Raw genomic sequence first — 11,187 nt, 5'->3', positions numbered from 1 at the left:
GGCGCCGGCGACCCCACGGCCGAGCTGAGTGTGCGGTACCGGCCGGTCAGGCCGTGACCGCGAGCGTCACCACGGCGACGGCGAGCGCACCCAGCAGGGTGCCGATCGCCGGCCCCCGGCCCAGGCGCGGGTGGTTCGGTCGAAGGAACGGACGAGGGCGAGCACAAGCACCCCGGGCACCAGGAACACCTCGAGGTAGGCGGGCAGGACATTCGCGCCCCTGGCCTCGGCGGTGTCGGCCGACGCGACGGCGAACAGGATCCAGGCGGCCTGAGCAGGGCGCAGGGCAAGACGAGTCCGGCCCCCGGGGGGAACCTCCCTCGGGGGCCGTTTCCTGTGCTCGACCTGTTGGGGTGCCGTGAGTTCAGCCGGACTGAAGGACTTTCATTGGAAACCCACGCCGGTTCGGTTCGTGAGAGCCGAAAACGTGGGGAGTTCGACCAGCGCTGGGGCTTCGCAGTCAAGCCGGAATACGGCGGAAAGGGTGGCCTGGAGGCGTGTTCCGGCTGGTTGGTGGCCTCTCCGCGGCGGGGCGTCAGGCCCCGCTCCGTCCGTTGGGGGCGTCGTAGACCAGGGTGTATCGCCAGAACAGGCGACGCCGGATCCGGGCGCCGGGCAGTTCTCGTGCGGCCGAGGCCCGGATGTCGGCCAGAGTCTCCTGCGGATCGGTGGTGGGCGCCGTCATGTGCAAGGGCAGCGCATTGGCGCGGGCCGGGTGCTTGACCAGCCCCATGATCGGGTTGGCGACCACGGCAGGCAGGGCGGCGAGCAGGTCGGCGGGCCCGGCCTCCCGGTAGCAGCCGACGACCACGAGGCGCCCGCCCGGGGTGAGACAGCCGCGCAGTTCACGCAGGGTGGGCACCAGCGGGAGGTGGTGCAGGACAGCGACGAGGGTGACGGCGTCCCAGTGCCGCTGCGGGTCGCGCCCGGCGAAGTCGGCTTGGACGATGGCGACCGCGGGGTCGTCGGCGAAGCGCTCCACCGCGGCGCGGGCGGTCGCGGGATCGGGTTCGAGCCCGGTGACGGTGGCGGCGCGTCGGCGGAGCAGAGCGGCGAGGTTGCCCGTGCCGCACCCGACGTCGAGGACGTGGCGGGCCCCGGACGTGGCCACTTGGTCGGCGACCCAGTGGCCGTAGTGGTCGTTGTGGCTCCACGGGTGCCGCCGGTTGAAATGGTCGAGGCGAGACAGCAGTGCCATGACGATCACCTTAGAGGTCTCGGTAGTATCGACGGAATTTTCAATGAATATGCAGGTCAGAGCTCCCTTAGGGGCCTTCAGGCACAGCGTGGAAGATGGGCCGCTGACCTGCATATCCGTTGTTTCCTGCGTCGTTACTACTGGGACCCCGGGTATCGCGCGCGACGGGAGGTCGGCGGCAGAGGCGGGCGCTGTAGTGACCAGGAGAGGAGCGCCCCGAGCAGGCTCCCCGCGGCCAGGGGTCTGCCGGGCCTGCCCGTGTGTCGCTCGGGATCCACCGTGAAGCCCGTCTCCCGGCTCGGTGGCGTGGATCTGCCACCCCGGCTCCCCTTTTCTGTCGCTGCTTCGCCGACGTGGACCTCCGCTCGATCGAGGGCGTTGCGACCGGCAAGGTCGTCACTGTCGGCTGAGGGCACCGGCCGATGCCGCCTCGAGGTGGAACGGTCCAAATGCTGAGACAAGTTTGCCGCATATATCAAGGCCCTTTATATTGATCGCATTCCCCATATTGCCGACTGGTTTTATCTCCTTCTGGAAGAAGATCGCCGTGCACTCCTCCACCTCCTTGACGCCGCGCGTGCGACGTCGTCTGGCCATTGGGCTCGTGTCGTTCACATTCGCCGGCCTGGCCGCGTGCGGGTCGACCGAGACCTCGACGAATGTCGGCGAGGCCGGGAACGCGGCGACCCCGTCGAGCCGGACAACGAACCTGTCCGGCCAGGCGCAACTCGCCCCCGACTACAAGGTCGATCCCGACCTGCGCGCCAAGCTCCCCAAGAGCGTTCTCGACTCCGGTCTGGTGCGGACCGCCACGAGTGTCGGCCTTCCCCCGATCAACTTCCCCGGCGAGAACTCCGATGAGGTGAAGGGGCTCAACGCCGACCTCATCATCGCGGTCGAGCAGCTGCTCGGCGTGAAATTCGAGTCGGAGAACTACCCGAGCACGGCGGCCCAACTGCTCGCCCTCGATTCCAAGCGGATCGACATGACCACCTCGACCAACGGCGACACCAAGGAGCGGCAGGCGAAGTACGACTTCATCGACACGCTGCTGTCCCGCAACGTCCTCATGGTCAAGAAGGGCAACCCGGCCGCCACCAAGTCGGCCGCCGATGTCTGCGGCAAGAAGTTCGGCGAGGTGAAGGGCTCCTTCTCGGTGCTGCCGATCCTGCAGGGCGTATGCCAGAAGGCGGGTACGTCGAACCCTGTCCTGTCGAGTTTCGAGGACATCCCGTCGATGCAGCTCGCGCTGATCTCGGGGCGGATCGACACCTACGTCGGCAGCGACTTCAACGTCGTATGGGACCAGTCCCAGGGCAAGCCCATCGACGCCGTCCAGTTGCCCGAGGCCGGCACGCTCGTCCTCGGCTGGACCCTTCCCAAGGGACAGGACGGCCTGCGCGACGCGGTCCTCGGCGCACTCCAGAAACTGCATGAGGACGGCTACTACGACAAGGCGTTCGAGCGCTGGGGCGTCTCCGGCAACAAGCTCAGCCCTGATGTGAACATCGGGGACCAGGGAACGGGGTTCGCGGGTTGAGCGCCGCCGCAGGGCCCCTGTCGGGCTGCGTGATCGTCGACTTCAGCCGGTTGATCGCCGGCCCATGCGCCGGCGATCTGCTCGCCGCGCTGGGGGCGGACGTGATCAAGGTGGAGGACGTAACCGGCGATCCGATGCGCAACGCCCGCTCGCGCCGGGTCGAGCACGGCCTGACCGCACCGTCCTTCGCCGCGTACAACGTGCACAAACGCTCTGTCGCACTGGACCTGAAAGATCCCGAGGGCCGCTCTGGCGCCCTGCGCCTGTGCGAGGGCGCGGACGCGGTGATCTCCTCGTTCCGCCCCGGGGTGATGGAACGGCTCGGGCTGGGCGCACAGGAGCTGCGCGCCCGCAATCCCCGGCTGGTGGTGGCGCGGCTGTCGGCTTTCGGTGAGTCCGGGCCCGACCGCGGCCGCGGCGGGGTCGACATCGTGCTGCAGGCCGAGTCCGGCCTCATGGCGGTCACCGGCGAGCCCGAGGGGCCCCCGACGAAGGTCGGCGTGCCCATCATCGACGCGGCATCGGCCTACGTGCTGGCGCTCGGCGTCGTCAGCGCCCTCCTCGGCCGCGAACGCGGAATCGCGCCCGAGGAGGTGACCGTGTCGATGCTCGACGTCGGGCTGCATCTGCAGGCCCAGCCGCTGGCCGAGTACCTGGAGTCCGGCAAGGAGCCGGAACGGGCCGGTAACCGCGCGCCGTATGCCGCGCCCGCCGACGTGTTCCGAGCCGCGGACGGCCCGCTCGTCATCTCAGCCCACCTGCCCCAGCACTGGGCACGGATGTGTGAGCTGGTGGGACGCCCGCAATGGCGGGACGACCCGCGGTTCGGCACCGCGGACGCCCGCGTCACGCACCGGGAGGCGCTGACCGCGGCGATCGAGGAGGTTCTGCGTGAGCATCCGGTCGACCACTGGCTGCGGCTGTTCGCCTCGGCGGGCCTGACCGCCGGCCGCATCCGCACATACTCCGAGGTGGTCGGGGACGGCGAGCGGGATTTCATCCTGGACGCCGAAGACATCGACGGCAGCCCGATCCGCGTGGTCCGGTCGCCGTTGCGGTTCTCGGGCTGGGACGACACGGCACCCGGCCGCCGGGTGCCGCGAACTGGTGAGCATACGACAGCGCTCCTCGGTACTCGCCGCCGGGCAGCCGGGCAGACGGCATGAGCACGGCCGACGTCCCGGTCCTGCGATCGGAAGCCCTGGACGGTGGCGTGGTCGTGCTGGAGATGACGCGGCCCGGCCGGCTCAACGCCATCTCACGCAGGCTCGCCCGCGATCTCACCGACGCCCTGGAACGGCTCGCCGGGGACGCCGCGACCCGCGCGGTCGTCCTCACCGGCGCGGGCGAACGGGCCTTCGGCGCCGGCATCGACGTGCGCGAACTGGCCGAGCAAACCCCGGACGAACGTGACGAGCAGCAGCAACTCATGATCGGGCTGCAGCGGGCGTTCAGCGACTACGCGCTGCCGACGATCGCCGCCGTTCACGGCATCGCCGCAGGAGCGTCGCTGCAGCTCGCGCTGCACTGCGACCTCCTCGTCGTCGGGCCCCAGGCACGCCTGGGCATGCCCGAGCTCAGCGCGGGGCTGCCCGGCATCCTGGGCGCCTGGCTGATGCACTCGCGTGTCGGGCCGCAACTCGCCGCGGACATGCTGCTCACCTCGCGCTGGTTGTCGGCCGACGAGGCGGTCTCGGCCGGTCTGGCCGCCCGCCTGGTCCCCGCCGGCGAGGAACGCGCGACCGCCGTCGCCATCGCCCGGGAGATCGCCTCGCGCCGGCCCGACGCTCTCGCCGCCACGCACGCGTGGCTGCGCAGGCTGCGCACGCAGGGGGCGGCTGTGACCTTCGCGGGCGCGATCGAGGCCGCTGACGAGGCCCTGCACGCGGCGAATCGCCGGACGCTGAACCACCTGGGCGCCCGCGAGGACGGCTCCTATGGATGAGCGCACCAGGCTCGACGCGGCCGCGCTCCGGGCCGACATTCCCGCGCTGAACGGACTGGTCTACCTGAACACCGGGACCGTCGGCCCGCTGCCCCGCCCGGTACGCGACGCGATGGTCGCCGTGCTGGACGCCGACATGGCGAGAGGACGCGCCTCCGGCCGGCGATTCGCCCGGATCGCCGAAGGATTCGAGCAGGCCCGCGCCCTGCTGGCCGGCCTCGTAGGCGCCGACGCCGACGAGATCGCCCTGACCAGCGGTACGACCGACGGCATCGAGCAAGTCCTGGCGTCGATGCCGTGGTCTCCCGGCGACCGTGTCCTGACGACCTCCCTCGAACATCCGGACGTCCTGGACGCGGTGCGCGCCACTGCGCGCCGACACGACCTGAGCCTCGTCCTGGCCGGTGAGAGCGGCCAGGCACCCGAGGAGGTCGGATCGAGCGTGATCGCCGCAGCCGAAGGTGCCCGGCTGATCGTCGTCTCCCACGTCACCTACGGCACCGGAGCCGTACTCCCGATCGAGCGAATCGTGGCGGCGGTGCGACGCCACGGCAGCCGGGTACTCGTCGACGGCGCCCAGGCTGTCGGCGCGCTCGACGTCGACGTCCACTCTCTGGGCGCCGACTTCTACGCCTTCCCCGGACAGAAGTGGTTGCTGGGCCCCGAGGGCACCGGAGCCCTGGTCGTCACCCGCGGAGCACACCACCGGCCCGCGTCCGCCTTCGAATCCGGCACAAAGTCGGCGATGCTCTGGGCGGGCCTGCGCGCCGCCGTGCGGTGGCGCGAGGAGCACGGCCACGAACATCTCCTCGACGCGGTACGGCGGGGCGCCGCGCTGGCACGCCGTCAGCTCGCCGGCATCCCGGGCATCCGGGTGCTGACGCCGACGCCGCACGCCGGTCTCGTCGCGTTCCGGCTCTCCGACGCCGACCCACTCGCCGTCGCCACCGCGCTGGGCGCCCAGCGAATCGCCACCCGAGGCATCGTCGAGATCGGCGCCGTACGCCTGTCCTACGGCCCGTTCACCACCGAAAGGGAACTCGCTTTCGCGATCGAGGCCGTCGAGCGGCTGACCCTGGACAAGGCGGTGACCGCCCGGTGAGCATGCCACCCGCCGTCGGCGAACCACTGCTGCGCGACCACCTCGGCATCGAGGTGCCGTCCGCGGCGCCGTCGCGCGTCACCGCCTGGATACCCGTATACGGCAGCCGGCAGCCCAGGGGACTGCTCGCCCACGGAGCCTCGTGCATGCCGGCCGAGAGCATCGCTTCCCTCGCCGCGAACCTGTGCGCCGCCGAACTCGGCGCGACCGCTGCCGGGCTGGAGCTCAACACCACCCGCCACCGTTCGGTACGCGACGGGAGCGTCACGGCGGTGGCCGCCGCCATTCGCCTGGGACGGCCGGTGGCGAGCTACGACGTCGGAGAGCAGGTATGCACCGCCCGGGTGACCTGCCTCATCGATACCCCGGAGATGCCGTCGAGCGCCCCGGATGTTCCCTCGGAGACACCGCGATGAGCGCCCCGAACGTTCCCCTCGATCACGCCGCGCACCCGGCGGAGATCGGCCCCGAGCCCGGACCGCCCCGGCCGGACACGCCGGTGCTGGCCGACCGGCGGCACCCGTGGCGGTGGGTGACCGGTGCCGTCGCCCTGGCGATCGTGGGGGCCGGCGCCTACTCCCTGGCCCGCAACCCCACCATGGAGTGGGGCGTCGTCGCGGAGTACTTCCTGGCCACGCCGGTGCTGGACGGGCTGTGGCTGACCGTGTGGCTCACAGTGGTCGTCACGACGCTGGGATTCGTCGCCGGCATCGCCGTGGCCGCCATGCGCCTGTCGGCCAATCCCGTCCTGCGGGTAATCAGCTGGGCGTACGTCTGGTTCTTCCGGTCGGTGCCCGTGCTGGTGCAGTTGCTGTTCTGGTTCAACATCGGCTACCTCTATCCCACCCTCTCCCTTGGGATCCCCGGTGGGCCGACGCTCATCTCGGGCAGCTCCAACGACCTGATCAGCGCCACGACCGCGGCCGTGCTCGGGCTGACGCTGCACGAGGCGGCGCACGCCGGTGAGATCATCCGCGGTGGCATCCTCGCGGTCGATCCAGGCCAGGTCGAGGCCGGTAGCGCGCTCGGACTGCGCCGGTCGAGGATTTTCCGCCGGGTTGTGCTGCCACAGGCCATGCGCAGCATCGTCCCCGCGACCGGCAACCTGCTCATCGGCACGCTCAAAGGCACCTCGATGGTGAGTGTGATCGCCGTGAACGACCTTCTCTACTCTGTGCAGTTCATCTACAACCGCACCTACGCGATCGTGCCGCTGCTGGCCGTGGCCACGGCGTGGTACCTCATCGTCACCTCGTTGCTCTCGGTCGCCCAGTACTACGTCGAGCGTCATTTCGCACGGGGAGCGCGGCGCGGGCTACCGCCGTCTCCGTGGCAGCGTGTACGCACGCTGATGGGCCACGCCCGGGCGGCTTGGAGGAGCCGATGAGCGAGCGGCCCATGATTCGCCTGGTCGACCTGCACAAAAGCTATGCCGGTACACCCGTGCTGCGCGGAGTCGACCTGGAGGTCGCGCGCGGAGAAGTGGTCTGCCTGATCGGAGCCTCAGGGTCGGGCAAGAGCACTCTGCTGCGCTGCGTCAACCACCTCGAAGCGCCCGACGCCGGATTCGTCGAGATCGACGGCGAGCTGATCGGCTACCGCCCCGTCGGCGTGAGCGGCCGCCGACTGCGTGCCCTCCCCGAGCGCAGGATCCGCCGCCAGCGGGCCGACGTCGGCATGGTGTTCCAGAGCTTCAACCTGTTCCCGAACCTCACGGCCCTGGAGAACATCGTCGAAGCGCCGATCTCGGTCCGCGGCCTGTCTCGAGCCGAGGCTGCGGAGCGGGCGGGCGAGCTGCTGGCCCAGGTCGGCCTCGAGGGCAGGGAGAACAGCTATCCGCGCCAACTCTCCGGCGGCCAGCAGCAACGGGTCGCGATCGCACGGGCACTGGCGATGCGGCCGAAGGTCATGCTGTTCGACGAGCCGACCAGCGCCTTGGATCCCGAACTCGTCGCCGAGGTTCTGCAGACCATCCAGACGCTCGCGGGTCGTGGCATGACGATGCTCATCGTGACCCACGAGCTGGCCTTCGCCCGGGACATCGCCGACCGGATCGCGTTCGTCGACGAGGGCCGCATCCTCGAACTCGGCCCGCCGGAGTCCGTCCTGATCGCCCCCCACCACGCGCGTACCCACGCCTTCCTGGGCCGCCTGGCCCGGCCCGAGATCTCGACAAGGGAGCCGAAATGACCGACGACGTGACCACGATCTGGTACACGCGGTGCCCCGTGCCGACGGCGTCCGGGATCGCGCTCGACACCGGGCGGCTGGAGGCGTCGCTCACCACCGCCGGGCTGGCCGTGGCCCCACTGCGCATGGCCGGGGTCGCGGAGGCGCATTTCGACCACCGGCTTCCGGCCCTGTTTCGCGAGGGCGGCAACGTGCCGGCGCTGTGGGCGCGGTCCCGTGGCGAGCGTACCCGCCTGGTCGGCCTGACCTGGGTCCCCGAGCTGCAGGCGATCGTCACGCGCCGGGGCAGCGGGATCACCGGGCCGAGAGACCTGGTGGGCCGGCGGCTCATCCTTCCCACCCACGGCGGCGACCGCGTGGACTTCTTCCGGGCCATGGCCTTGCGCGGGTTCGACGCCACCCTGCGCTGCGTTGGCCTTTCCCTGGCGGATGTGGAGCTCGTCGATGCCCCCGCCCCGCTGCCGCAGACGGAGGATGTCGGTGCCGACGGCTTCTACGGCCCCACCGTAGCGGCGCTGCGCGCGGGTCTTGGCGACGTCGCCTACGTCAAAGGCGCCCCCGGGGCCGACGTGATGGCTCGCGACGACCTGCTGTGCGTCCACGACCTCACCCTCACGACGGATCCGCGGCTCCAGGTCAACAACGGGACGCCCCGAACGCTGACGGTCAGCGAGGGCCTCGCGACCCGGCGACCCGACATCGTCGCCCGGTACATCGCCGCGCTGCGCGACGCGGCACGGTGGGCCGCCGGGCATCCGGAGGACACCGCGCGGATCGTCGCGGCCGAGACCGGATCGACACGCGTCGGGGTGGCCCGCGCGTACGGCGACACGCTGCACCACCGCCTCGAACCTGAGCTCAGGCCGGAGTGGATCGGTCATCTCGACGACCAGAAACGGTTTCTGCTCCGCCACGGTGTGCTTCCCCGCGACTTTCCGATCGAAGAGTGGATCGATCCTGGGCCACTCGCCGCATCGGACGCCTACCTGCCCCAGGACACGACGACGGAGGTCATCTCGTGAGCATCATCATCGGCACCCACCCCAACAACCTGGCGACCTGGATCCTGAGCCACGTCGACGCCCTGCAGGAGCCGTTGCGGCGGCTAGCCCAGGACGTCCGGTTCATCCGCTACGACGACGGACGGCGTACCACCGGACTGCTCGTCGAAGGGGTGATCGACGTGGGCGCGACGGGATCCACGCCACCGATCGTGGCTCAGGCGCAGAAACTGGACGTCGTCTACCTGGCCACATCCGAACCGCATCCGGACCCCGGTGGCATCGTCGTGCCGGCGGACTCGCCGATCCGCACCCTGGCCGACCTGCGCGGACGCAGCATCGCCTTCACGGTCGGGTCCTGGCAGACGCACGCTCTCGCCGTCGCGGTCGACCGGGCCGGTCTGGCCTGGGACGACGTGACGGTCGTGGACATCGCGGCGACCGCCCAGGGGGAGGACTTCCTCGCCGTCGGCACCGACAGCTGGCTCGTGGTCGATCCGGCCTACAGCAGGCTGCGCCAACTCGCCGACGTGCGCGTCGTCGCGCCGACGCAGGACCTTGTACAGAACCGTTCGGTGTTCTTCGGACGCGGAAGCTGGGTACGCGAGCATCCCTCCGAGGCTCGCGCCTTCGTGGAGGCCGTCGCCGCCACCGAGAAGTGGGCCGCGGCACACCTGGACGAGGTCGCCGCCCTGCTCTCGCGCAGCAGCCGCGGCGGCGCGCCCGAAACGTGGCGTACCGCGCTGGCCACGCGGCACTGGGGCGTGCACGCCGTCGACGAACGATTCCTGGCTGAGCAGCAGCACGCGGCCGACCTGTTTCACCAGTTCGGTGTCATCCCGAAGGCGATCACCGTGGTGGCGGCGGAACGTGGGCAATGAGGCGGCGGCAGGACGTGGACGATGCCGCGTCCTGCCGTTATACCCTTCGATGGTGTCGAAGCCAACTGGGAGGGGGCCGGACGATGTCGTCTCCCCTCAGCAACTGCGGTTGCTGTACGCGATAGGCCGTCTCGATCGCGGTATCCAGCGGGAACTCGAGCAGGGCCTCAGGCCGCTCGGGCTCTCACCGCACCAGTACGCCACACTGACCATACTCCGCGCGCGCAGCGGCCTCAGCAACGCACAGCTCGCCCGGCGTGCGTACGTGACACCCCAGGCGATGAGCCAGGTCCTCGCCTCGCTCATCACCGCCGGCCTGATCTCCCGGAGCCCTTCCGACGACAACCAGCGCGTACTTGAGACCCGGCTCACCCCCAAGGGGCTTGAGGTCACGGACAGATGCGATCTCATCGCCAACGAAATCGAGAACCGCATGCTGGAGGGCGTACCCCAGGAGGACCGCCACTCCCTGCTGGCCACCATCCGCGCCTGTGTGCAACGAATCAACGCCGGCCTGCCAGGCACCTGACCCGCGCTCTCACACCTCAGCCCCAGCGGGCAGCCGTCCCTCTCCATGGCTTGCACCTGGAGTTGCCCTGGTTCGGTAGACACAACAGGGTTTTCGGCTACGCGGCAGCCTAGCCGTCTTCTTGGCTGCTCTTGAGTGCGTGTCGTCGTCCATATTCGGTGGGGCTGAGCTTTGGCGGAGTGGCAGCGGGTCGACGACGGGTGAGAACTCGATCTGGCACGAATTCTGGATACTGTTGGTGATCTCTGGGAGTCACTGGGGCGGTCGCGGTGGCAGGCGGCTGCACGGGCGCTGGAAAGGTGTGGCGGGACTTTGGTCTCGGTGTGTTCGCTGCGTCGTACTGGCCGAGACGGATGATGTTGGTTCCGGTCGTGCAAGGAAACAGCACCGAAAAGCGCGGGCGAGCGTCATCGAGTGCCGGTTTCCAGGGCGGGCTGATCACCCTGGCCGGGCAGGTGAGGGTACGAGCCTGCCAGTCGATATGGAAGTCGGCCTTGGTGAAGCCCGGCCGTGCCGTGGATCCGACCGGACCGGTCCGAGCGGGGAGATGCCCCACCGCGCCGCGGCGAGGAAGGGGAGTGGTACGCCACTGGATTCAGGGCGGCTTACCGGTCGAGAGGACTCTCAGCAGGTCGTAGTCCGGGTGTCCTCGCGGAACACGTCGGCAAGGAACGGCTGCCGGATATCCAGGAGGACATGAGGATGTCTGATCGTCGTCGTTGTGAGCACGACCATATCTAATAAATCTACATTGTAAAGGCGGTGGCCGAGATTCAAGATCATTTACAATGGACTAAAGAC

The 11,187-nt window shown here is 69.8% G+C and carries 11 protein-coding genes; 10 read left to right on the top strand and 1 reads right to left on the bottom strand.

Translation table 11 applies throughout. The features are described 5' to 3' along the window. Nucleotides 1–535: 535 nt before the first annotated feature. A complete protein-coding gene (locus ABZ260_RS10135; RefSeq protein WP_355615284.1) occupies nucleotides 536–1,198 on the bottom strand; it encodes a class I SAM-dependent methyltransferase in 663 nt (220 codons plus the stop codon). Nucleotides 1,199–1,802: 604 nt separating this feature from the next. On the opposite strand from ABZ260_RS10135, the gene ABZ260_RS10130 reads away from it, so the two are divergent. From ABZ260_RS10130 to ABZ260_RS10085, 10 genes are read left to right on the top strand one after another with little or no spacing between them, the layout of a single operon-like run. Then, nucleotides 1,803–2,738 (top strand): transporter substrate-binding domain-containing protein, encoded by a 936-nt coding sequence (locus tag ABZ260_RS10130; RefSeq protein ID WP_355615281.1) that lies wholly within the window; start codon nucleotides 1,803–1,805, stop codon nucleotides 2,736–2,738. Then, nucleotides 2,735–3,904 carry a CoA transferase gene (locus ABZ260_RS10125; RefSeq protein ID WP_355615278.1) on the top strand — a complete coding sequence of 390 codons (1,170 nt, stop codon included), beginning with the start codon at nucleotides 2,735–2,737 and terminating at the stop codon, nucleotides 3,902–3,904. Before ABZ260_RS10130 ends, ABZ260_RS10125 begins: the two co-directional genes overlap by 4 nt. Continuing rightward, nucleotides 3,901–4,683, top strand: a complete 783-nt coding sequence (locus ABZ260_RS10120; protein ID WP_355615275.1) for an enoyl-CoA hydratase/isomerase family protein — start codon at nucleotides 3,901–3,903, stop codon at nucleotides 4,681–4,683. The genes ABZ260_RS10125 and ABZ260_RS10120 overlap by 4 nt, the downstream gene beginning before the upstream one ends. Continuing rightward, nucleotides 4,676–5,785: an aminotransferase class V-fold PLP-dependent enzyme gene (locus ABZ260_RS10115; protein ID WP_355615273.1), complete on the top strand. Its 1,110-nt coding sequence runs from the start codon at nucleotides 4,676–4,678 to the stop codon at nucleotides 5,783–5,785. The genes ABZ260_RS10120 and ABZ260_RS10115 overlap by 8 nt, the downstream gene beginning before the upstream one ends. 2 nt (nucleotides 5,786–5,787) lie before the next feature. Beyond that, complete coding sequence (locus ABZ260_RS10110; protein WP_355615290.1) at nucleotides 5,788–6,201, top strand: hotdog fold thioesterase; 414 nt, start codon at nucleotides 5,788–5,790, stop codon at nucleotides 6,199–6,201. Beyond that, nucleotides 6,198–7,172 (top strand): amino acid ABC transporter permease, encoded by a 975-nt coding sequence (locus ABZ260_RS10105; RefSeq protein ID WP_355615270.1) that lies wholly within the window; start codon nucleotides 6,198–6,200, stop codon nucleotides 7,170–7,172. The genes ABZ260_RS10110 and ABZ260_RS10105 overlap by 4 nt, the downstream gene beginning before the upstream one ends. Beyond that, nucleotides 7,169–7,975 (top strand): amino acid ABC transporter ATP-binding protein, encoded by an 807-nt coding sequence (locus tag ABZ260_RS10100; protein WP_355615267.1) that lies wholly within the window; start codon nucleotides 7,169–7,171, stop codon nucleotides 7,973–7,975. Before ABZ260_RS10105 ends, ABZ260_RS10100 begins: the two co-directional genes overlap by 4 nt. Continuing rightward, complete coding sequence (locus ABZ260_RS10095) at nucleotides 7,972–8,997, top strand: ABC transporter substrate-binding protein (RefSeq protein WP_355615264.1); 1,026 nt, start codon at nucleotides 7,972–7,974, stop codon at nucleotides 8,995–8,997. Before ABZ260_RS10100 ends, ABZ260_RS10095 begins: the two co-directional genes overlap by 4 nt. After that, on the top strand, nucleotides 8,994–9,857 hold the full coding sequence (locus ABZ260_RS10090; RefSeq protein ID WP_355615261.1) for an ABC transporter substrate-binding protein: 864 nt from the start codon (nucleotides 8,994–8,996) through the stop codon (nucleotides 9,855–9,857). Before ABZ260_RS10095 ends, ABZ260_RS10090 begins: the two co-directional genes overlap by 4 nt. Before the next feature lie 52 nt (nucleotides 9,858–9,909). Further along, nucleotides 9,910–10,386: a MarR family transcriptional regulator gene (locus ABZ260_RS10085; RefSeq protein ID WP_355615258.1), complete on the top strand. Its 477-nt coding sequence runs from the start codon at nucleotides 9,910–9,912 to the stop codon at nucleotides 10,384–10,386. The last annotated feature ends 801 nt before the right edge of the window (nucleotides 10,387–11,187 follow it).

Origin of the sequence: Streptosporangium sp. NPDC006013, from assembly GCF_040614275.1 — a bacterium.
In the GTDB taxonomy this organism is placed as follows: domain Bacteria; phylum Actinomycetota; class Actinomycetes; order Streptosporangiales; family Streptosporangiaceae; genus Streptosporangium.
The sequence above is the reverse complement of the archived record's forward strand: the minus strand, read 5'-3'. Positions and strand labels throughout refer to the sequence as shown.

What these genes read in the sequence shown, in the direction of transcription:
- ABZ260_RS10135 (WP_355615284.1), bottom strand. Translation starts at nt 1,198, where the DNA reads ATGGCACTGCTGTCTCGCCTCGACCATTTCAACCGGCGGCACCCGTGG.
- ABZ260_RS10120 (WP_355615275.1), top strand. Translation starts at nt 3,901, where the DNA reads ATGAGCACGGCCGACGTCCCGGTCCTGCGATCGGAAGCCCTGGACGGT.
- ABZ260_RS10115 (WP_355615273.1), top strand. Translation starts at nt 4,676, where the DNA reads ATGGATGAGCGCACCAGGCTCGACGCGGCCGCGCTCCGGGCCGACATT.
- ABZ260_RS10110 (WP_355615290.1), top strand. Translation starts at nt 5,788, where the DNA reads ATGCCACCCGCCGTCGGCGAACCACTGCTGCGCGACCACCTCGGCATC.
- ABZ260_RS10105 (WP_355615270.1), top strand. Translation starts at nt 6,198, where the DNA reads ATGAGCGCCCCGAACGTTCCCCTCGATCACGCCGCGCACCCGGCGGAG.
- ABZ260_RS10100 (WP_355615267.1), top strand. Translation starts at nt 7,169, where the DNA reads ATGAGCGAGCGGCCCATGATTCGCCTGGTCGACCTGCACAAAAGCTAT.
- ABZ260_RS10095 (WP_355615264.1), top strand. Translation starts at nt 7,972, where the DNA reads ATGACCGACGACGTGACCACGATCTGGTACACGCGGTGCCCCGTGCCG.